The following is a 20,844-nucleotide window of genomic DNA, read 5'->3' as shown; positions in this document are numbered from 1 at the left end:
GGTTTTAGTTTGGTGGCTACTCGCTTAATTCTGCTTTGACATCGGCTAACACTTGGCGCTTCATTTCTTTCGCCGCGGCAATGTGGATACGTGCAAGCCTGAGTGCGTAGCTAAATCGATGTTTACCAACGAGCCTAAGTAATTCTGCAAAAAAGGCTGAATCTAAGCAAAATTGTTTGCTGTAGTAGTGAATGGCGGCAGGCAATGATGAATAGCTTACGCCATCGAACTCAAACTGAGTACTGTCTTGTTGACATTCGAGGTCAACGCCTTCAAGCAGAATGGGCCATCCGGGAAAGTTGATCCTGTCGCGGGCAATTTGATACATCATCCAAGCACTTTTTTTAAAGCCTTCAAACACTTTGCAGGAAAACTCAGACTCGGCGAGTTCCGCTTCTGTCCAATTAATGCCAATGGCTAAATGTTTAGCGTAAAGGGCCATTAAGGCATCTTTAACCGCCATTCGGCAGTCCCCAATTGAGGTTAAGGGATGTTGTTTCGCCAGTTTTAAGCATTCGCTGCAGCATGGTACGGCAAGGGAAGGATGGGGCGTATGCGGCGTTGCATGATATTCAAAAAAATCTTTACAAGGTTCACCACAAAACCAGCAAAGGTGGCGCTTATCGAAGGGAATATCGATACAAGTAATAGGCAACATCAAGGCCAGAGTTCCTCTGGCCTTGATGTGTTAAGCATGACGCTGAGAAAATTAAGCTTCTTCAACATCAACTAAATTTTTGGCAAGTACGATAGGATCGAGTTCTAAACATTCTTCATCGCTTTGCCAATCAACGCCAATGAGCACGCCATCATCATTTAAATCGAATACCCAGTACTCAAGGAATTCTTCAAGGCTAATCGCAACGGCTTGGTAGTCTTTCCATTCTTCGGTGCAGTGGGATTTTGCCTGTGCTTCGCTTGACCACAAAGGCATTACATCAGTGTCTTCGAACTCGCCTGAGTCACAAACCACCCAGCCTTCGCCTGTTTCATCCATCAAACCCCACAGTGTTTGATGCTCTTTTACGTTTTCGATAAAGCCAGCTAAAGCCGCGTTGATTTCAGTCATGATAGGTCTCTTTGAAGTTGCTATTAACTCACCCATTATACGGCAACGGCTAGATAGACCAAGGGATTCTTTGTTAAGATTTTTTCGCTGTTGTTTAACTGAGCAATAAGCGAATTTATCCGTGTATTTGTGGTGATGAGCATTGTGTTGACGGGCGCTATCGGTCAGGATGTGCGCTCTAGAGGCGTAAATCGGGTTAACCGGAATTACGCGCATCTGGAGGATTTCCAGTGGGGGAGAAAATACCTTTGTGGATTTTTAGCCGTTGTTCATTCTTGTTTATCCTTGAATTAAGCCAGCAACTGTTTTGTGGCTAAAAATCGTATCTCTCTTGGCATGAGTCGATCCCAACTCGTGTCTTGCTCAGCTAAGGCATACCTTAGCACCGAATTGAGGAGTAATTGATTTGATTAAAGCAAAAGGCATGTACTATCTTGCAGCGAGCATCACGGCCTGTGTGAGCTTAAGTGCTTGTTCTAGCGCGCCGACCGCTAATGCTACGTCTGACAATAATAGTCAAATTGCTATCGAACAGGCGCAAGCCGCGCAAAACGTGCAATTGAACGAGATTATCGCCAGTCATGCGGCCGCCTTTCCGACGTGTGTTGCAAACCTTCAGGCGCGCGCACAACGTGAAGGTTTATCTGAAGAGACGATTAACAATACAGTGGCAAGCCTACAGTTTGTACCTAAGGTGATTGAGCTTGATCAAGCTCAGCCTGAATTTAGTCAAACCTTCACGAATTATTTCACCAAACGGGCAACGGATTGGCGAGTCAATGAAGGTCGACGTCTACTGAAAAAACACCAAGTATTGCTTGATAAACTCGCGCAGCAATACGGCGTACAGCCACAATACATTCTGTCTTTTTGGGGACTAGAGACCAACTATGGTTCTTATAAAGGCAAAATGTCCGTCTTAGATTCCCTTGCAACCTTAGCCTGTGAGCCTCGTCGAAGTGATTATTTTACGACTGAGCTGATGCAAGCGCTTAAGCTTAAAGAAAAATATGGCTTTGATAAGAGCACTATGGTGGGCTCTTGGGCGGGCGCCATGGGGCATACTCAATTTATGCCCTCGGCTTATGCTAAATATGCCATCGATGGCGATGGAGACGGTAAAGCGGATCTGTGGAATAGCACAGAGGATGCCCTCACATCAGCGGCTAACTTTCTACAACACTTAGGCTGGCAGCGTAACGAGCGTTGGGGCCGCGAAGTATTATTGCCAAACAATTTTAGCTACCAACATCTTGGTGCTAAAGAGGCGCAGCCTCTGTCACAATGGGCGGCGCAATCTGTGCGGCAAACGAATGGATTGTCTTTGCCCGCTATTGATATGAAGGCCGCGCTATATTTGCCTTCGGGTCACACTGGACCTGCGTTTTTAGGCTATGAAAACTTCAATGTGATTATGCGTTGGAATCGCTCGGAGTTTTACGCCATTACCGTGGGCCATTTGGCCGATAGGATTAATGGCGGCGAACCATTAAAAGTAGCGCCGCCCGAGCAGCCACGTTTGAGCCGCGAGCAAATCAAACAGTTACAAACCAAACTGAATGAATCCGGCTTTGATGTTGGTAAACCTGATGGTGTGTTAGGACGCAATTCGACTGCGGGGATCCAAGCATTCCAGCGCAGTAATAATATGATTGCCGATGGTTTCCCAAGTCCTGAAGTCTTTACTGCCCTAGGTATTTCACTCTGATAGACGCCTCGTTATAGGTCATCGCCCGCAGACAATGCTTGAAGCAACCACTGCGCTCCATTGATGTAGTGGTTTTGCAGGGATAAAACAGTGGAGTGCAAAGGCCAGTTTTGTTAAGCTCGGCCGACATTTGAAATCGAAGCAAGTCAAAGGATATTCGATGAACATTAAAGACGATATGGTTGTGCAGTTTAATTACACCCTGCGCGACGAAAAAGGCGAAGTGCTCGAGACGAACGAAGGTCGCGAGCCTATAGCTTATTTACACGGCCATGACAACATGATGCCTGGTGTTGAGAATGCGATTAATGGTAAAGCGGTCGGTGAAAAGTTCACAGTGACGCTGCCATGCGCTGAAACCTATGGTCAGCGTATTGAAGGTGAAGCGGCGCAGCAACGTGTATCGGTAAAGCACCTGTTAGGCGCTAGCGTGTGGAAGCCAGGTATGACGGCGGTAGTTCATACTGACCACGGTCAACGCCAAGTGACAATCGTGAAAGTCGGTAAATTTATGGCGACCGTGGATGTTAACCATCCATTAGCGGGCCGTGACTTAACCTTCGATATCGAAGTGGTTGGCGCCCGAGATGCGACCGATGAAGAAATCGCCCACGGTCATGCCCACGGTGTCGGTGGTCATCACCACTAATCGGCCAGAATGTGATGTTTGATAGCGCTGCTAGCGCATTTTAAGTGCTGCGATACAATCACCTGCCGATGATAAAGCAAAGCCCAAACCTAAGTTTGGGCTTTTTTGTTGGGTTATTATTTGAATTCTGCTTTAACCTCATTTCGTGACGGTAAATTCACCTCAAACCGCTCTTTACCACGCTTACTGCGATGAATTGACTTAATTCTTAGTTTTCACACTCCAGATCAATCTTCACTTGCGGTTAATGCTCGTGTTCAATCGGGGTATCGCTAAACATCATATCTAAACTGGCTTGAGTCTGTGGATGGTAGCCGCTGCGCGCCGCAAGGTAGACGGCTTTTGCCCAGTCGTAATATTCGCTGCTCGCCAGTTTTTGGTACAAGGGCACAATCAGCCTGCGCCTGCCGATCTCAGTTAAGTGCTGTTTTAATGCGGGTAACACGCTGTAGTATCCGTTATCGAGGGCGAGGGCATACCAAGCAAAGGCGATTTCATTATTGTGGGTGCCAGTTAAATGAAAGGCCTTATCTAACTCGGCTAATTGCTGCTCAGTGAGATTTAGCCTTGGCATTTCATTAATAAAGCGTAGCCATTGATGCACAGTCCAGCCCTGAGTGTTTAGGGCGCTGGCGGCACGCTTGCCTTCTAACCATGCTTTGCGCCGGGCATCGATATCATCGAAGGCGTGTGAGTTGGGGGGCACTAAAAAGCTAGGTAACCCCTGTCCCTCCACCCAAGTATCCACTTCGGACTCACTGACGATATTGGGATATTTTTGCAATAACTGCTGCGTGAGGTAATTGCGGAACTGCTCCGTGGTAATGCTTTGAAACGCAAAGTGATCAAAGTAACTTTTGACAAAGTTATCGAAGCGTTCACGGCCGAACTTTTGCTCAAGGAAACGCAGGAATAATTGTCCTTTGACATAGGGCACGCCGCTAAAGGCATCGTCGGGATCGCGCTCACCTAAGTCAATATGCAGTACGGTGTCGCCTGCGGGTAACTCGGCTAATTCTGCCAGCAGCTCTGAGTAACTAATGGTTTGCTCCATCAATGCACGGTCGCGGCCATAGAGATCTTCCATAATCCGGTTTTCCACATAGGTGGTAAAACCTTCGTTGAGCCAGAGATCGCGCCAGGTGGCGTTAGTGACTAAATTGCCCGACCAAGAATGGGCCAGCTCGTGGGCAATTAAACTCACTAAGCTTTTATCTCCCGCGATGACTGTGGGAGTAATAAAGGATAATCGCGGATTTTCCATCCCGCCGAAGGGGAAGCTGGGCGGGAGGATCAACAGATCGTATCGACCCCAGCGGTAATCGCCGTAACGTTTGGCGGCGATGGAGATCATCTCCGGCGTATCGGCAAATTCTTTGCTGGCCTTGTCAAGCATTTCTGGCTCAGCCCAAATGCCTGAGGTGTCGTCTAAGGCGGCAAATTGCAGGTGTCCTGCGGCAATGGCAATCAAGTAGGCAGGAATCGCCTGCGGCATAGTGAATTGGGTTTGCGTTGCAGACATACTCTCTCGGTCGGCACTCATCACGACACTAATACCTTGCTTCGCTGTGACTGTGGCGCTGTAGGTTTGGCGCACTGCGGGTGTATCTTGCAGCGGGATCCAGCTTCTGGCATGGATGGCTTGGCTCTGACTAAACATAAATGGCCATTGCTTACCGAGGGTTTGCTCTGGAGTCAGCCATTGAATGCCTGATGGATTCTTGGAGGTATGGTAATTAACTTTGACCTTAGCGACTCGCTCTTGAGGCAGATTGATGGTGAGCGCTGCGCCTTTGACCTTATCGGCCGCACCTAAACTAAAGGGCACGGATTGCCATTGGCCGTTTGCATTTAACATGCTGACACTGTTAATCGTCAGGTCACGGGTATCTAACACCAGCATCTTGCCTTCTTTATGCCAATCTAGTTCGAGAATGGCGTTGCCCGAAAGTTGTTGCAGCTCAAAATCCACATTTAATGCGAGTTCAATGTGGCGAATACTTACTTGTTGGTAATTGGCAAAGGTCAGTTCATCGGTGGTAGTATGCAATTGGCTGGAGGCGACGCTAGCAACATTACTATTAGGTAAGCTATTGGTTGCATTGGCATATTGTACTAATGGCAGCAGTAGCAACAGGGCACTGCTAATGAGGGTACGACGGGATAAAAACATATAACCACCCAGTGTTGTGATTCTTGTATGGTGTAAAACGCGATCGCCGCGAGCGACTGTATTCGTTGGGGCGTGAGTTTACTCGAACTCAGTAGGTTTGGGGCTATTTAGCTGACACTAAAGTGTAATCAAACTTAATTTGGGATGAGGTTGACGTTGAGGAAAGGTTACTTGTTTACGAAAACGCACGCCAGAGTGTGCTATTTAACTCTTGCAGGGGGATGCAAAGCGACTTGGCACATAGAGGTTATCGGGTATGTAAAAGTACATCCCCGGCGATATAACTTTGTTATCATGACGCGTGTTCACAATGTCTTATAGCTACAACAGGACAACTATGGTACTGGATTTTTCACAGGGTAAGCTGATAGCAACAGAGTTTGAAGTACAGATCAGATTAAGCGTGGCCAATGTTGTGCTTCAAGCGAGTGCCGAAGATATTAGCCTTAGGCTTGACCCTCCAATGATCATCGCCAATGGTGGCGGCGTGCGTTGGAGCATGAAATTAGATAACGCGGAACAGCTCGATGCGTTACAAGCACTCCTCGGGATTGATTATTTGTAAGCACACTTGATTATTGCCAAATGTGCTTGACGTTTAACCTTAATTTTCAATTTGATTTAGAAAGGATATATCAGTATGACGCTCGAACGTATTGTGATTGAACCCCAAGTTGAGGCGACCGCAGTTGTGGTCTGGCTTCATGGGTTAGGCGATTCTGGTGCTGGTTTTGCCCCCGTTGTACCTGCGCTAGGGTTGCCAGCGGATCACAGTATTCGCTTTATTTTTCCCCATGCACCTGAGCAGGCGGTCACCATCAATGGTGGTTATATTATGCGTGCTTGGTATGACATTAAAAGTATGGACTTGCATGATAGAGCGGATATGCAGGGCGTGATGGCATCAGAATTAAGTGTTCAGGCGCTGATTGATGAGCAGATCGCCGCAGGTATTCCTAGTGAGCGCATTGTGCTGGCGGGATTTAGCCAAGGCGGAGTGATGAGTCTGTTTACCGGATTACGCTATCCTCAAAAACTTGCCGGTATTATGGCGTTATCCTGCTATTTGCCAACGGGTGATGTTTTGCCAAGCCAGCTAAGTGTGGCCAATGCTGACACGCCGATTTTGCAGCAGCATGGCGAGCAGGATGATGTCGTTCCGTTATCAGCCGGATTGTTGGCAAAAGAGGCATTAATTGCCGGTGGATATCCGGTGCAATGGCAAACCTATCCGATGCCACATTCAGTTATTCCTGTGCAATTAAAAGCGATTAGTGCTTGGTTACAACAGCGTTTTGAAATGTAGTTAAATCTAAATGCTTATAAAATCATCATGCGGTAAACAATTTTTTGCCGCTTGATGTTTTTTATAAAGAACAATGCGGCTGTCTGCGAAACTTCTGTAAGTTACTTAAATTAAAGCGTTTAAATTTACAATTATATTTTTAATTGTCATTAAATTCGAAAAGTGAAAATAAGTCGATTAGCTTATTTTTTATTTGAAACAAAACTGTATTAAAACTCGCCAAAAATCCCACATTAAAGTCACGTTTATTAATAAAAATGACACAATTCATCTTTATTCTTTGATATTATGCGTGACGCGAGAGTTGATGGTACTCGCACAATCTATCTATGATAAAATAATTAAAATCAAGGGGTTGATGTAATGACAAATAAGCTTATTAAAGGATTAATTGCCACTGCTGTGCTTGCTGCGTTAGCAGGTTGTAATAGTGATGATGACAAAGTTCCAACAACTTGCGCCGAAGCGGGTGCTGCCTGTAAAACATTTACGGTATTACATACAAACGATAACCATGGCCGTTTTTGGGAAAACAAAGATGGTGAATATGGTTTAGCTGCTCAGAAAACTTTGGTTGATCAAATTCGTGCTGAAGTCAGCAAGAAAGGTGGTCAAACATTGTTGCTTTCTGGTGGTGATATTAACACTGGTGTGCCTGAATCCGATTTACAAGATGCGATTCCTGACTTTACCGGGATGAACAAAATTGGTTACGACGCAATGGCGGTCGGTAACCATGAGTTTGATAATCCATTATCCATTGTGGACATGCAACGTAGTCTTGCTGAATTCCCTATGTTAGCGGCTAACATTTATAAGACTGATGGTACTCGCTATTTCGATGCCTATAAAATATTTGATGTTAATGGTGTCAAAATAGCTGTTATCGGTCTAACCACTGAAGATACTGCTAAGATCGGTAACCCTGAATATATTAGTGAATTAGAGTTCAGAGATCCAAAGACTGAAGTTGCCAAAGTCATCAAAGAAATCAAAGATGCTAAGTCGGCAGACATCATTTTTGCTGTGACGCATATGGGCCACTACGCAGATGGCCAAAATGGTAGCAATGCCCCTGGTGATGTGGCGTTAGCCCGTTCACTTAAGGAAGGCGAACTTCAAGTGGTGATTGGTGGTCATTCACAAAACCCCGTCTGTATGGAGCCAGGTAATAAGGCCTATGCAGCATTCCAACCGGGCGATGCCTGCGCGCCAGATCAACAAAATGGCACTTGGATCATGCAAGCCCACGAATGGGGTAAGTATGTCGGTCGTGCGGACTTTGAATACTTTAATGGTGAACTTCACTTAGCCAGCTATAAATTAGTGCCAGTGAACTTAGTTAAAGAAGTCACTGATGAAGCGGGTAACAAGAAAAAAGTACTCGTTGGTGAAAAGATTGAGCCTGATACAGAGTTAAAAGAGCTACTTTCTTACTATCAAGAGAAAGGTCAAGCTAAGTTAGACGAAGTGATTGCGACTACCGATGCGCTGCTTGATGGTGAGCGTGCAAACGTACGTAACAAACAAACCAACTTAGGCCGTATGTTAGCCATGGCACAAAGTGCTAAAGTATCTGCTGATTTTGGCGTGATGAACTCTGGTGGTGTGCGCGCTTCTATTAAAGCGGGTAACATCACTTACCGTGATGTACTCACAGTTCAACCTTTCGGCAACATGGTAACCTTAAACGAAATGACTGGTGCGGCTGCTGCTGATTATTTAGGGGCTGTGGGTAGTTTACAAATTGGTTCTGGTGGTTATGCGCAAATTACTGGCGTGAAGATGACCATTGACTGCGTGGCTAAAAAAGCGACAGTTCATGAAATCAATGGTAAAGAGTTCAGCGCTACAGCAAACTACAAATTCACTGTACCTAGCTTTAACGCTGCAGGTGGTGACGGTTATCCAAAACTGGCGAGCCCAATCCAAACAGGTTATGTAGACGCCGATTTACTCTATTCCTTCCTGAAAGAGAAACAATCCATTGTTGCAGCTGATTATAATCCAGTAGGTGACATTGTGTATGAAAACTCTGAAAGTGTAGAAGGTTGTAAGATTACTGCTAAGTAATCTACAGCGGTTAATAAAATGCCACTCAATTTGAGTGGCATTTTTATTTTGCTCGTTTATTTTCCATCCGTTAGATACAGCCTAAAATCACCATAAAATAAAGAGATACATTTTGCTAACTATGTATATTAAATTGAGTAGATTGATATTTCGTAACGCGAGATGTTCAATTGATTCTATTTGTATCAGTTTATCAATAATCGCTTAAATTTGCTTAAAGACCTTTAACGCTATGTTTGGGTTGAATTTTGTACGTTTTAAACTCAAAATTTATTTGCTGTGTATGTATCAATTTGTTTTTTTGTTGTTATTTGTTGTTGTCGATATTCGTTTTGATTAACAGTATTGATACGTCAAGGGAACTTGAAAATTAACTAAAATAACAACAAGACGGGTTTATTCATTTAAGCCTCAAGGAGAGATATATGCATCATCTAACGTTAGCAGCTAGAGCTGTGCGCGCGAGTCTAATCACTATGGGTTCTGCTAGTGTTTTATTATCTGGAATAACGATTGCGGCAGAAGAAAATACCAAAGTTGAACGTATTGAAGTCACTGGATCACGTATTAAACAGGTGGATATGGAAACCGTTTCTCCTGTCACTGTGATTAATGCGGCTGATATTGCGATGACGGGTGAAAAAACCGTTGCTGATGTTTTGAATAACTCGGCAATCAATAGCTTTGGTTCATGGCGAGGGATTTCTGGATATGGTTCAGGTGCTAGCTCAACAAGTAATGTTAATCTTCGCGGACTAGGTTCCTCTGCTACGCTGGTGTTGCTCGATGGCCGCCGTATGCCTGGTACGAGCTCAAGCTCGGGCTCTGTTGCAGACACATCCTCAATTCCAATGGCGATAGTCGAGCGCATTGAAATCCTACGTGATGGCGCCTCTGCTGTTTATGGTTCAGATGCTGTTGCGGGTGTGATCAACATTATTACCAAAAAAGAATTTGATGGCTTGCAATTAGATTACAGTACAGAGCAGCCTAGTGTTGAAGGCGGTGATGCTAATCGTTTATCCATTGCAACAGGTTATAATACGGATAAAGGCAATATTACCTTAACCTATGAATATTATGATACCAAAGCCGTCATGGATCGTGATATTTGGAATATGGACGATCCGAGTTACGCAACCTACAGTGGCTTAAGCTCTGTGCCCAATGGTAAATATGGCACAGGTAACGGCAGTTGGTATAGCAATTCAGATATTTGTGACCAAACTGAAAATACCGTCGATAAAACTGATGGAAATAATAATGGCCGCTGTTTATATGATTCAGGTAGAGTGACTAAATTATTTGGTGATCAGACCCGTAATTCCTTTTTATCCAATTTTACCTATGAAATTACCGACGGTATTCAATTTCGCGGTCGTGCATCTGCCTCGTTAGCTGAAACTGAAACGCGTTACGCAGGGACACCTGTGTCAACAAATTATCCAGTAATGAGTGCTGATAATAAATTCAACCCCGTTGGGGAAGATATGACGCTTTATATGCGCTCTGCCCAAATTGGCGAGCGTGATACCTTAACTGAGACCAATAATGTCGATATTCTTGGTGGTTTTATTGGTACGCTGGATTTAGGCAATGGCATTGATTGGGAATTAAATGCACAGCATTCCCGCTCAACCACGAATTCATTTAATTACAATTTAATTAATGATGAAATAGTTCAGCAAGGAATAGATTCTGAACAGTACGATATTTTTAATACCACGGGCATGAGTTATGAGCAGTGGAACCAGCAGATGACTGAGCTGTATCGTAAGGCGGCTCATACGGGCGTGTATCAAGGTAAGTTTGAAAGCACTCAAATTGATGGACTGGCTTCAACGCTGCTTGTTGATAATGGCGATGTCTCTGTTGCTATGGTCGGTGGGCTTGAATATGAAATGATTAAGTTTAAGCAAACCAGTGATCCAGAGTCCGCTTCGGGCATTATCTCAGGTGGCTCGGGTGGCGATGATGTGGATGCAACCCGTGATCGAAGTGCAGCTTATTTAGAATTCCAAGTTGGCTTACCTGCGAATGTTGAGTTATCGGCCGCCGTTCGGTACGAGCGCTATGAACAGGAAGGATCGCTCACTGGTGCCCAAGGGCAAGTAGTTAATTCATCAACCTTTGATGCCGTAGTGCCTAAATTTGGTATTAGTTGGCGCCCCGTGGATAGTTTGTTACTGCGTGCCAGTTACGGTGACTCCTTCCGAGCACCCAATATGGGTGAAATGTTCTCTTCACAATCTTTAAGTTTTGAAAAAGCCGTCGATTCGCTTTGGTGTAATGAGCCAGGTAATGTGGATGCGGTTTATTGTGCGACCAGTAATCAACACAAAACTTGGTATGGTGGTAATCCCGACCTTGAGGCCGAGGAGGGTAACTCCTTGACGTTAGGTGGCGTATGGAATGCTACTGATAATTGGAATATCGAATTATCCTACTTTTCGATTGCCTACGAGAATAAAATTGAGTCGATAAGTGTGAATGACATACTGCGTGATGAAATTAAAAATGGTTCATCACCCTATGTTCACCGTGGTGCCGATGGCAAGATTGAATATATTGAAGCGGGTGTGCGCAACTTAGCGACGGTTGAAACGTCAGGTATTGATTTTGTCACAGCTTATAACCTAGAAACGGGGATCGGTGATTTCAACTTCAGACTCGATTTAACCCATGTTTTGGATTTTAAAAAGCAAGATAATGCCGAATCAGAAATGATTGATTATGCCGGGCTTACTGATTCGCCTGATTGGCGTGGTAATTTTGCAACCAGCTGGAAATATGACGATTTTTCTGCGGCCTGGACCGTAGTGTATATTGGTCGTCAATCGGCTGATTACTACAATCAGTTAGAAGAAACCGATGTTTACGTCGATTATTCAAACTACTTTAAACACAACATCCAGTTTGCCTATAACCATGCTTACAATGGTTCAATCACGGTTGGGGTGAATAATGTGTTTGATGCCGATGCACCAAACTTTTATACCTATGCTGATTACCGTGATGTAAACGTTGGACTGTATGATGTGTTGGGCCGTACTTACTATTTGAGAATTAACCAGAAGTTTTAAGTTATCCTTCTCCCTGGATAACTCAAACCTCCGCTTGCGGAGGTTTTTTTGCTTGTGGAATATAGAGACGCTGCTTAATGACTCAGGCGCAGTTCATGACGATGCTCATGCTGGTAATGCTCAGCGCAGCAACTGCAACGTTGTTCGGTAGGATCTTGCATTAAACGTTCAGCTTCGATTTCAGTTTCGCAATCGGAACAAAGGCCATAAAGACCTAAGTCGAGTTGGCAGAATGCGGCATCGAGGCGGTTTAAGCGGCAAAATAGCGGGTGATCGGCAAGGTGGCTCTGTGCCAGTCGGTCGATGAGTTCCCCTAGGCTGAGGTTGGCACAATGCGTCCCAAGTATTTCAATAAACTGAGGGAGCGCGCCGATTTCCTTCCTTAGATTAGCTTCAAGCTCTGACAATTCTTGTCTGATATGGGTGGTGCTCACGTAAAATCGCCTGTTTTATCTGACTCTGGGCATTCAGTCTAATAGTTCCACTACCAACGACTATGATAAAGATCAAGTATCTGTACGATTTTTAGGGGTAACGTGGTGGTTAACATAAAAAACCACCACTTTTGTATGGGGTTACTGGCTAAGATGTTGTTGCGCTTGTTCTAGCACACGCACAATGTCTTCAGTAGTTTTATAGATCCTAAGTTCCCGAAATAGGGTATCTGCCTCGGGATATTGGCGATTGAGATAACTAAACCACTGCTTAATGCGCGCTGGATAATAATCACTCTTACGGCCACTAAGCTCCCTTTGGGTATAACTGAGCATTAATTGTAACGTGTCAGCCCAACTGTAGGGCGTTGCACCGGTTTTTATGGTGTCTGCAAGATTGGGGAGCGAGATCGCGCCGCGGCCAATCATGATACTGTCGCACCCCGTTACTTCCATACAACGTTTAGCGTCCTCACTATTCCAAATCTCACCGTTGGCAATTACCGGTATTGGCAAACGTTTGCGCACTTCAGTGATGTATTCCCAATAAGCGGGCGGTTTGTAACCATCAACCTTACTGCGGGCATGGATAGCAAGCTCTGTTGCGCCCGCTTCATAAACGGCCAGCGCATTTTCCATAAACAGGGATTTGTCTTCGTAGCCTAAACGGATCTTGGCTGTCACCGGATGCTCAGCGGGCACTGCTTGGCGCATGGCGCGCACAATATCGTGAATCGTATTAGGGTATTGCAGCAACACCGCGCCGCCATTACTGCGATTGACCATCTTGGCAGGACAGCCAAAGTTTGCATCTACGCCGTGGGAGCCAAGCTCAATTGCGCGCATGGCGTTTTCGGCCATGCAATGAGGTTCTTGGCCTAAAAGCTGTACGCGGACTGGGGTACCCGATGGCGTATAGCCACCGCTCAGTAGCTCTGGACAGAGTTTAAGAAAGACCTTTTCAGGTAAGAGTTGGTCAACGACGCGCACAAATTCGGTGACAAGCAAATCGTAAGGGTTAATCGACGACAAAATATCTCGCATTAAGTCATCAACCACGCCTTCCATTGGAGCCAAAATTACCCGCACTGCTACAAACCCATATAGAGAAACAAAGGGCGTGCATTCTATCCTATTGGCTTGCTGTTACAAAGTGCGCTGAGAGGCTTGGCAACAATGACAACTATTTATGGCTATTTAATTGGCCAAATTCAGCTTCCTATCAGCATATTTTGATAATTTCTGTGATTTGGTGATATTTTTTGAAATGAAACTAAAGCGGTGCAGGTCTTTTGCAGTAAGCCAACGATAACCCTGTTGTTGGTCACCATTAATCAATAAAAGGAAGCAAGAATATGAAATCAGTTAAGCAAACCGCGGTTGCAGTGGCATTAGGTACAGTGGTGGTTGGTTCAGCGTTTACTGTTAACGCGCAAACAAATTTATTTGGTTTTGAAACCATGGAATCAGGATATCAACTCGTTGGTTCTGAAGGTAAGTGTGGCGAGGGTAAATGCGGTGCAGATATGAAAAAAGCGGCTGCAGAAAAAGCTAAAGAAGGTAAATGCGGTGAAGCAAAATGTGGCGCAGATATGAAAAAAGCGGCGGCAGACAAAGCTCACGAAGGTAAGTGTGGTGAAGCAAAATGTGGCGCCGATATGAAAAAAGCAGCAGACAAAGCTCATGAAGGCAAATGTGGTGAAGGTAAATGCGGTGCTGATATGAAGAAAGCCGCTGAAAAAGTTGACGCTAAAACTGAAGCCGTAAAAAAGGAAGTCAAATAAGTTCAGTTGTACTTATTGGAGGTACTGCCCTAGCACATGGCCAGCCTATGCTGGCCTTTGTTTAGCAGCATCCAAATTAAAGGGGTTAAAGCAATGCAAGATCGTGGATTAGTTGGATTAGGGTTACGGCGTGAAATGCTCAGTGAGTTTTGCCAATCGCTGCCGAGTGCTATCGATTTTTTAGAGGTTGCCCCTGAAAACTGGATGACGCTAGGTGGCAAATACGGTAAACAATTTAGACAATTAACTGAACAACATACCTTTTTTTGCCATGGTCTGTCGCTCTCAATCGGTAGCCCTGAGCCGTTGGATCTTGAGTTTGTTCGCCGTATCAAAGCTTTTATGGACTTACATCAAATTGATGTCTATTCAGAGCATTTGAGTTACTGCTCAGGAGCTGGCCATTTATACGATCTGATGCCTATTCCTTTTACCGAGGCCGCCGTTAAGCATGTCGCTCGGCGAGTTAAGCAAGTTGAAGATATTTTAGAACGACCGCTTATTTTGGAAAATGTCTCCTTTTATGCGGCGCCCAGTGCGCAGATGACTGAGCTGGCGTTTTTGACGGCAGTGCTGGAAGAAGCCGACTGCAAACTCCTGTTAGATGTGAATAATATTTATGTTAACTCGATAAATCATCAATATGATGCGGCGGCATTTTTAAAGGCGATGCCAACTGAGCGGATTGCCTACTTGCATATCGCAGGACATTTTAAAGAATCAGAAGAATTATTGATTGATACCCACGGCAGCGATATCAACGCCCCTGTATGGGCGCTCCTTGATAGTTGCTATGCCATGCATGGCGTATTACCCACCTTGCTCGAGCGTGACTTTAATCTGCCGGCAACAGCGCATTTATTGGATGAAATTAATCAAATTCATACTTACCAAGCCCAGGCCAAAAAAAATCTAGCGAAGAGGATTGCCTAATGGATTTTAAGCAAGTACAGCAATCCTTTATCGATTATATTCGTGATCCTAACAATTCCGTGCCGATCGGTGTACCCATTGAGCGGATGCAGGTTTACCGAGAGCTATTTTTTAATAACGTGATGGGTTTTGTTTCTAATGCTTTCCCCGTACTCAAAAGCTTATACACTGATGCGCAGTGGCAAACCTTAGTGCAGGCTTTTTTTAGTCGACATGATTGTAAATCACCGATTTTTATCGATATTGCTGGGGAGTTTTTACAGTTCCTGCAGTTTCAATATTCTCCAATAGACATTGATCCGCCCTTTATGCTGGAACTTGCGCACTATGAATGGCTTGAACTACGGGTGGCAACTGCGCAGCAAGATAGCCGCCAAGTCCTGATTGGTAAAGAGGGAATTACGCATCAAAATCTATGTTTAGCCGCAACGGCAACCGTGGCGCAATACCAGTATCCAGTGCAGCAAATACGGCAAGATTATCGCCCAGAAGATCCTCTGCCGCAGCCAGTGTTTTTTTGCCTGTATCAGGATGAGGCAGGTGAGGTAGGCTTTTTGCAATTAACGCCTTTAAGCGCGCAAGTACTGGGTTATTTAACCGAAAAGGGGCAGAGCACCTTTAATGAATTGATTCAATGGTTGGTGTCGACTTATCCGCAAATGCTAACAGAGACCTTAACTCAAGGTTGTTTACAGTTACTCGAACAACTAACCGCTAAAGGTATCGTACGCGGAACATAGAAAGATATGGTGCTTAAGTACGCAAAATAATTGTAATAACCATACAGAAAAAGGGTTTTTGTTGGTGTGGCAAACCGCTACAATGACGCCCGTTTTGTGATCTTAATCACTGTATGATTCCCGCGCACTTATCTACGCACACATTTGAGGAGCTGTAATGAGCAGTCAGCCATTTAAAGACCCATTTAACGTTATGTATTTTATTGGTTTTATTTTAGTCTTACTGTTGCCGACACTACCAGCAAGCCTGACTTGGTTAAAGCAATTAGGCTTAATTTAAGCAGGTTTTAATCTCAAATTGAGTATACTACTGGCCACTCTGAGAGTGGCTTTTGTTTTTGAGGTTCGAGGCATTTACACACTATGATTATTTACAAACTATGATTATTTACACGCTATGATATTGAAACGCGGTTTGTTTTTATTGATAGGCTGCCTTGCGCTGGGTCTTGGACTGCTAGGTATTATCGTGCCACTGTTACCGACGGTGCCGTTTATTTTACTCGCCGCTTTTTGCTTCGCCCGTTCAAGCACTCGTTTACATCAGTGGTTAATGACACACCCTTGGTTTGCTGATGCGCTCACCCAGTGGCAAGAGCACCGAGCCATGCGCCCAGGCCTTAAACGCAGAGCTATGCTACTCTCTGGCCTCAGTTTTAGTGTCAGTATTCTTGTTGTGCCAATCGTATGGGTAAAATTGTTGCTGTTAACCATGGCAATCGGGCTTCTCTGGTATCTGAAAACGATTCCTGAAATCGAATCCTAAGTACATTTGATCTAAGGCACAAATTGATAACCAATTCGTCACTTGAATACGCTGCTAGTTGCAACTCAAACCAAAGCGGCATAAGCTTTGTGCGAATTATTAAAGCTCGTCCACACTCGCTGTGGACGTTTTGTTTTTACTGCCAGCAATAAGCGTGGCGAAACGATTAAGTTAAATTAAATGGCTATGAATACAGAAACCTTATCCTTGATAAAGCAAAGCATTAAAACCATTCCTAATTATCCTAAGGAAGGGATTCTATTTCGCGATGTGACCAGTCTGCTGGAAAATGCTGCAGCCTATAAAGCGACTATTGATTTATTAGTTGAGCATTACCGCAACAAAGGCTTTACCAAGATTGTGGGTACCGAAGCCCGTGGTTTTCTGTTTGGTGCACCTTTGGCGTTGGAATTAGGTATTGGTTTTGTGCCAGTTCGTAAGCCAGGTAAACTGCCACGCGCGACGATTAGCCAAAGCTATGAGCTGGAATATGGCCACGATAGCCTTGAAATCCATACCGATGCGATTACCGCTAACGACAAAGTGCTAGTGGTTGACGACTTGCTGGCCACGGGCGGTACTATCGAAGCCACGGTAAAACTTATCCGCCAACTCGGTGGTGAAGTGCAAGATGCCGCCTTTGTGATTTCGTTACCTGATTTAGGTGGTGAGGCTCGTTTAACAGCCTTAGGTCTTGAGTTGGTTAAACTTTGTGAGTTTGAAGGCGAATAATTCTTCAGCCAAAGGCGCCTAGGGATAGTTTAATGGCATGTCGTTAATTGACATGTTATCTTGCAACTATCTCGGGGCGCGATCCCCTTTTTTGTACCAACATTCTTGTCATGCACATTGGGGAGTTCCATGTCATATCAGGTGTTAGCCAGAAAATGGCGCCCTGCCACATTCGAACAGATGGTCGGCCAAAGTCATGTGTTGCACGCATTAACCAATGCGTTAACCCAGCAACGTTTACACCATGCGTATCTTTTTACGGGCACGCGCGGCGTGGGCAAGACCAGTTTGGCGCGTCTCGTTGCCAAAGGTCTTAACTGTGAGAAGGGCGTAACGGCTTCCCCCTGTGGTGTGTGTGGCAGCTGTGTCGAAATTGCCCAAGGCCGTTTTGTCGACTTAATTGAAGTCGATGCCGCCTCGCGTACCAAAGTCGATGACACTCGTGAACTCTTAGATAATGTGCAATATCGTCCGACCCGAGGCCGTTTTAAGGTTTATCTGATCGACGAAGTACACATGCTTTCCCGCAGCAGTTTTAATGCGCTGCTAAAAACCCTCGAAGAACCGCCAGAGCATGTGAAGTTTTTGCTGGCGACCACCGATCCGCAAAAGCTGCCGGTGACTGTGTTATCCCGCTGTTTGCAATTTAATTTAAAGAGTTTAACCCAGCAAGAAATTGGCACTCAGCTACAGCATATTTTAACCCAAGAGCAATTGCCCTTTGAGCACGAAGCCCTAACTCTGCTCGCCAAAGCGGCCAATGGCAGCATGCGTGATGCTTTAAGCTTGACCGATCAGGCCATTGCTTTCGGTGGCGGCACTGTGATGCTTAATCAAGTGCAATCTATGCTGGGCAGCATCGATGAGCAGCATGTGCTGCGCTTACTTAAAGCCTTAACCGATGCCGATATTAGCGTATTGATGCAAAGCTGCGCCCAGGTGCTCGCCTATGGCGCGGACGCCCAAGAAGTGCTGCGTAGTTTACTGGAATTACTGCATCAGATTACCCTGACACAATTTGCGCCAGCCGCCGCGCAGCAATCCCTTTATAGTGCTCAAATTCAGGCCTTTGCCGAGCAGTTAGCGCCTGAACAAGTGCAGCTGTATTACCAAATTTTACTGACTGGCCGTAAAGACTTACCCCATGCGCCGGATCCTAAATCGGGCCTCGAAATGGCGCTGCTGCGAGCGGTGGCATTTGTTCCCGAAAAGCCAGTAAAACGTTGGCAAGTCGAAGACCCAGCTAAGGTAAGTTTGCCTTCTCAGCAGCTAATGTCTGCTTCGCCCGCATCAAATATGCCCGCAGTAGAACAGACGGTTAATCAGGCTGTGGCTGAAAAAAAAACTTCGCTAACTTCCGCCGTTGATTCCCTAGCTTTGCCACAAGTTGCAGCAACGTCTGCGCTTGCTACGACTTCACTCGTCGAAGCATCGCAACAAACTTTATCCGATGAGGATGTTTTAGCTGTCGATGAGGATGCGGTTGATGAAGCGTTAGCACTCAATGCCGCATTGATTGCCGAGCAGCAAGTGATTTTAAGTCAAGCTCAAAGTCAGGGCTTTGGCGCAAATGTGGATGTTGTATCGAATACTGAGACAGAAGTAAGTGCTGTTTCTATGCCTGCATCAAATACTGATGCTGAGCATAATCAAGCCGCGGTTGTTGATACCGCTAGTGTAAACCTTAAGCCTTACGCCAACCAGTTAACAGAACCTACAGTGGCATTATCTAATGAAAATGATGTCGAGGAAGAGACTCAAACGAGTGTTAACGAAAGTGTAGATAAGTTAACGCCTGATGCTTATTCAGCTGAGTCTTACGGGCAATACAATTATGCCGCCGCGCCGCTGGATGCTTATCAAGATGATTATGCGCAATTTATATCTGAGGAGCAGGGCGCATTCTCTGGTATGGAAGATAATTCGTTAAATCGCGACAGTGCTCAGTCTATTGATCATACTCATGTTGTGCATGAGTCCAATGTTCATGGACATGCCGCTCAAGCGTATGCGACACCAGCACAAAAGTCGCAGTCTATTGCCGAAAGCTCTGCTTCAACAAGCCCTCTGGCTTCAACAACTCCTCCGGTTTCAACTACAGTATCCCTCGATGATGACGATATTTTATCGGCGGTATTAGCGGCGCGCGACTCATTACTATCCGATCTCGATGCGCTCAGCACCAAGGAAGGTGATGGAAAAAAGTCGGCAGCGGAAGTTAAGCTTAAAACCCCGAGTCAGAATGGCCATACTGCGCCAGTCTCTCACGCGCCAACACATAAAACGCCTTCAGTTGATGCTTCTATCAAGCCGCAAGGGGTCAGTCACGCGTCCGATAACGACTTTGAGCTGCCCTTTGACGATGATTTCGAGGCCGAGCTCCATCTTGAGTCACAATCAAATGTTACGCCAACTCAGCCACTTGATCCGAACGATCGTCCGCCATGGGAAGAGGCGCCCGTCGCGGGGATGGATGATGCCAACGCATTGGCTGTAAGTTCTAACCTACAGACTGAAAACCCTGTTGTACTGCAAACAACAGTTGATGATTTAGGCGCTGCGACCGTCGCCGCTCAAACATCGCCAACGGATAACGAGGCGACACAGGTTGGGCAAGCGGCTGGACAACATATTGGACAAGAAGCTGCACAAGAGGCTGTACCAGAGAGCGAGCCAGCTGCGCAAAGCCATGAGATGAATACGGCGCCGCAGCCGCCTCAGACACTTACACCACAACTAACGCAGCAACAAATACAGCAACCGACTCAGCAACCCGCATTGGAGCAGGCACAACCCAGCGAGACAGTACAACCAACGTCATCCACTGCATTAGCGCTGGCGCAATCGATTACCGGTCATCCCTTAGACTTGCATTGGTATAAGCTTATGGCGAGCCTAGAGATTGGCGGCCGTGTGCGTCAGTTGGCGGTAAACTCGATTTGTCAGGTGCAGGCTAACCCCTTGCCGTTGCTGCTAAAACCCGACCAGAAACATTTGGCGGCGCCCGTGGCGATTGAGCAGTTAGAGCAAGCTCTGACGGCCGCATTGGGGAACCCGAGGCAGGTTGAGGTGGTCATAGGAACTGATCCCGCGCGGGAAACCCCCTTGGAAATGCGTAAACGTTTCCACCAAGAGTTACTGCAGCAGGCGCGCCAATCGCTAATGATGGACGATAATGTGCAATGGCTGATTAACCGTTTTGGCGCCGAGCTGGATCAGGATACCTTACTCTATCCGCAAGAGTTGCTAGCCCAGCGTAGTGGACTCATTCCCGCACTGCCTGAGCCCGAGTAATATTTCCTCTGTGCATATGCTGCGTGGAGTGGCAGAGTTTGTTAAAAACTCGCTATCAAGATCATAAGTTTAGCGATGGGATATCGGCATTGATTGCCAA

Annotated in this window: 18 protein-coding genes; 13 read left to right on the top strand and 5 right to left on the bottom strand. The window is 45.7% G+C overall.

Going from position 1 to position 20,844, the window contains the following annotated elements:
• Window positions 1-16: 16 nt before the first annotated feature.
• Window positions 17-658, bottom strand: coding sequence for a hypothetical protein (locus HG547_RS09700; RefSeq protein ID WP_169547728.1), 642 nt, complete (start codon window positions 656-658; stop codon window positions 17-19).
• Between the two features lie 51 nt (window positions 659-709).
• Window positions 710-1,069 carry a DUF2750 domain-containing protein gene (locus tag HG547_RS09695; RefSeq protein ID WP_037425300.1) on the bottom strand — a complete coding sequence of 120 codons (360 nt, stop codon included), beginning with the start codon at window positions 1,067-1,069 and terminating at the stop codon, window positions 710-712.
• A 406-nt stretch (window positions 1,070-1,475) separates the two neighbouring features.
• Between HG547_RS09695 and HG547_RS09690 the strand changes: the two genes are divergently transcribed.
• The gene (locus tag HG547_RS09690; RefSeq protein WP_169547727.1) at window positions 1,476-2,777 is read left to right on the top strand and encodes a lytic murein transglycosylase; all 1,302 of its coding nucleotides are present in this window, start codon (window positions 1,476-1,478) and stop codon (window positions 2,775-2,777) included.
• 160 nt (window positions 2,778-2,937) lie between these two features.
• A complete protein-coding gene (locus HG547_RS09685; protein ID WP_169547726.1) occupies window positions 2,938-3,426 on the top strand; it encodes a peptidylprolyl isomerase in 489 nt (162 codons plus the stop codon).
• 244 nt (window positions 3,427-3,670) lie between these two features.
• On the opposite strand, the gene HG547_RS09680 is transcribed toward HG547_RS09685, so the two are convergent.
• Window positions 3,671-5,599, bottom strand: coding sequence for a M1 family metallopeptidase (locus HG547_RS09680; RefSeq protein WP_169547725.1), 1,929 nt, complete (start codon window positions 5,597-5,599; stop codon window positions 3,671-3,673).
• A gap of 337 nt (window positions 5,600-5,936) precedes the next feature.
• On the opposite strand from HG547_RS09680, the gene HG547_RS09675 reads away from it, so the two are divergent.
• From HG547_RS09675 to HG547_RS09660, 4 genes are all read left to right on the top strand, one after another.
• On the top strand, window positions 5,937-6,164 hold the full coding sequence (locus HG547_RS09675; protein WP_037425292.1) for a DUF3389 domain-containing protein: 228 nt from the start codon (window positions 5,937-5,939) through the stop codon (window positions 6,162-6,164).
• A 75-nt stretch (window positions 6,165-6,239) separates the two neighbouring features.
• On the top strand, window positions 6,240-6,905 hold the full coding sequence (locus HG547_RS09670; protein ID WP_156143183.1) for an alpha/beta hydrolase-fold protein: 666 nt from the start codon (window positions 6,240-6,242) through the stop codon (window positions 6,903-6,905).
• A gap of 363 nt (window positions 6,906-7,268) precedes the next feature.
• Window positions 7,269-8,978 carry a bifunctional UDP-sugar hydrolase/5'-nucleotidase UshA gene (gene ushA / locus HG547_RS09665; protein ID WP_037425286.1) on the top strand — a complete coding sequence of 570 codons (1,710 nt, stop codon included), beginning with the start codon at window positions 7,269-7,271 and terminating at the stop codon, window positions 8,976-8,978.
• 425 nt (window positions 8,979-9,403) lie between these two features.
• Window positions 9,404-12,061 (top strand): TonB-dependent receptor, encoded by a 2,658-nt coding sequence (locus tag HG547_RS09660; protein WP_169547724.1) that lies wholly within the window; start codon window positions 9,404-9,406, stop codon window positions 12,059-12,061.
• A gap of 74 nt (window positions 12,062-12,135) precedes the next feature.
• On the opposite strand, the gene HG547_RS09655 is transcribed toward HG547_RS09660, so the two are convergent.
• Both HG547_RS09655 and HG547_RS09650 read right to left on the bottom strand, forming a co-directional pair.
• Window positions 12,136-12,495, bottom strand: coding sequence for a TraR/DksA C4-type zinc finger protein (locus tag HG547_RS09655; protein WP_037417804.1), 360 nt, complete (start codon window positions 12,493-12,495; stop codon window positions 12,136-12,138).
• Window positions 12,496-12,636: 141 nt separating this feature from the next.
• Window positions 12,637-13,584: a tRNA-dihydrouridine synthase gene (locus HG547_RS09650; RefSeq protein WP_088585714.1), complete on the bottom strand. Its 948-nt coding sequence runs from the start codon at window positions 13,582-13,584 to the stop codon at window positions 12,637-12,639.
• Window positions 13,585-13,850: 266 nt separating this feature from the next.
• Here HG547_RS09650 and HG547_RS09645 point away from each other — a divergent pair, with 266 nt between their 5' ends.
• From HG547_RS09645 to dnaX, 7 genes are all read left to right on the top strand, one after another.
• Window positions 13,851-14,279 carry a hypothetical protein gene (locus HG547_RS09645; RefSeq protein WP_037417772.1) on the top strand — a complete coding sequence of 143 codons (429 nt, stop codon included), beginning with the start codon at window positions 13,851-13,853 and terminating at the stop codon, window positions 14,277-14,279.
• 93 nt (window positions 14,280-14,372) lie between these two features.
• A complete protein-coding gene (locus HG547_RS09640; protein ID WP_047540409.1) occupies window positions 14,373-15,212 on the top strand; it encodes a DUF692 domain-containing protein in 840 nt (279 codons plus the stop codon).
• Window positions 15,212-15,952: a putative DNA-binding domain-containing protein gene (locus HG547_RS09635; protein WP_169547723.1), complete on the top strand. Its 741-nt coding sequence runs from the start codon at window positions 15,212-15,214 to the stop codon at window positions 15,950-15,952. The genes HG547_RS09640 and HG547_RS09635 overlap by 1 nt, the downstream gene beginning before the upstream one ends.
• 157 nt (window positions 15,953-16,109) lie before the next feature.
• Window positions 16,110-16,232: a hypothetical protein gene (locus HG547_RS20925; RefSeq protein WP_011072094.1), complete on the top strand. Its 123-nt coding sequence runs from the start codon at window positions 16,110-16,112 to the stop codon at window positions 16,230-16,232.
• Between the two features lie 117 nt (window positions 16,233-16,349).
• A complete protein-coding gene (locus HG547_RS09630; protein WP_037417764.1) occupies window positions 16,350-16,718 on the top strand; it encodes a YbaN family protein in 369 nt (122 codons plus the stop codon).
• 180 nt (window positions 16,719-16,898) lie between these two features.
• A complete protein-coding gene (gene apt, locus HG547_RS09625) occupies window positions 16,899-17,450 on the top strand; it encodes an adenine phosphoribosyltransferase (protein WP_023265726.1) in 552 nt (183 codons plus the stop codon).
• A 129-nt stretch (window positions 17,451-17,579) separates the two neighbouring features.
• A complete protein-coding gene (gene dnaX, locus HG547_RS09620) occupies window positions 17,580-20,744 on the top strand; it encodes a DNA polymerase III subunit gamma/tau (protein WP_169547722.1) in 3,165 nt (1,054 codons plus the stop codon).
• Window positions 20,745-20,844: the final 100 nt, after the last annotated feature.

Source organism: Shewanella sp. DNRA4 (genome assembly GCF_012843185.1).
Classification (GTDB): Bacteria; Pseudomonadota; Gammaproteobacteria; order Enterobacterales; family Shewanellaceae; genus Shewanella; species Shewanella xiamenensis.
The sequence above is the reverse complement of the archived record's forward strand: the minus strand, read 5'-3'. Positions and strand labels throughout refer to the sequence as shown.

What these genes read in the sequence shown, in the direction of transcription:
- HG547_RS09700 (WP_169547728.1), bottom strand. Translation starts at nt 658, where the DNA reads ATGTTGCCTATTACTTGTATCGATATTCCCTTCGATAAGCGCCACCTT.
- dnaX (WP_169547722.1), top strand. Translation starts at nt 17,580, where the DNA reads ATGTCATATCAGGTGTTAGCCAGAAAATGGCGCCCTGCCACATTCGAA.
- ushA (WP_037425286.1), top strand. Translation starts at nt 7,269, where the DNA reads ATGACAAATAAGCTTATTAAAGGATTAATTGCCACTGCTGTGCTTGCT.
- HG547_RS09635 (WP_169547723.1), top strand. Translation starts at nt 15,212, where the DNA reads ATGGATTTTAAGCAAGTACAGCAATCCTTTATCGATTATATTCGTGAT.
- HG547_RS09685 (WP_169547726.1), top strand. Translation starts at nt 2,938, where the DNA reads ATGAACATTAAAGACGATATGGTTGTGCAGTTTAATTACACCCTGCGC.
- HG547_RS09670 (WP_156143183.1), top strand. Translation starts at nt 6,240, where the DNA reads ATGACGCTCGAACGTATTGTGATTGAACCCCAAGTTGAGGCGACCGCA.
- HG547_RS20925 (WP_011072094.1), top strand. Translation starts at nt 16,110, where the DNA reads ATGAGCAGTCAGCCATTTAAAGACCCATTTAACGTTATGTATTTTATT.
- HG547_RS09660 (WP_169547724.1), top strand. Translation starts at nt 9,404, where the DNA reads ATGCATCATCTAACGTTAGCAGCTAGAGCTGTGCGCGCGAGTCTAATC.
- apt (WP_023265726.1), top strand. Translation starts at nt 16,899, where the DNA reads ATGGCTATGAATACAGAAACCTTATCCTTGATAAAGCAAAGCATTAAA.
- HG547_RS09645 (WP_037417772.1), top strand. Translation starts at nt 13,851, where the DNA reads ATGAAATCAGTTAAGCAAACCGCGGTTGCAGTGGCATTAGGTACAGTG.
- HG547_RS09680 (WP_169547725.1), bottom strand. Translation starts at nt 5,599, where the DNA reads ATGTTTTTATCCCGTCGTACCCTCATTAGCAGTGCCCTGTTGCTACTG.
- HG547_RS09630 (WP_037417764.1), top strand. Translation starts at nt 16,350, where the DNA reads ATGATATTGAAACGCGGTTTGTTTTTATTGATAGGCTGCCTTGCGCTG.
- HG547_RS09675 (WP_037425292.1), top strand. Translation starts at nt 5,937, where the DNA reads ATGGTACTGGATTTTTCACAGGGTAAGCTGATAGCAACAGAGTTTGAA.
- HG547_RS09640 (WP_047540409.1), top strand. Translation starts at nt 14,373, where the DNA reads ATGCAAGATCGTGGATTAGTTGGATTAGGGTTACGGCGTGAAATGCTC.
- HG547_RS09695 (WP_037425300.1), bottom strand. Translation starts at nt 1,069, where the DNA reads ATGACTGAAATCAACGCGGCTTTAGCTGGCTTTATCGAAAACGTAAAA.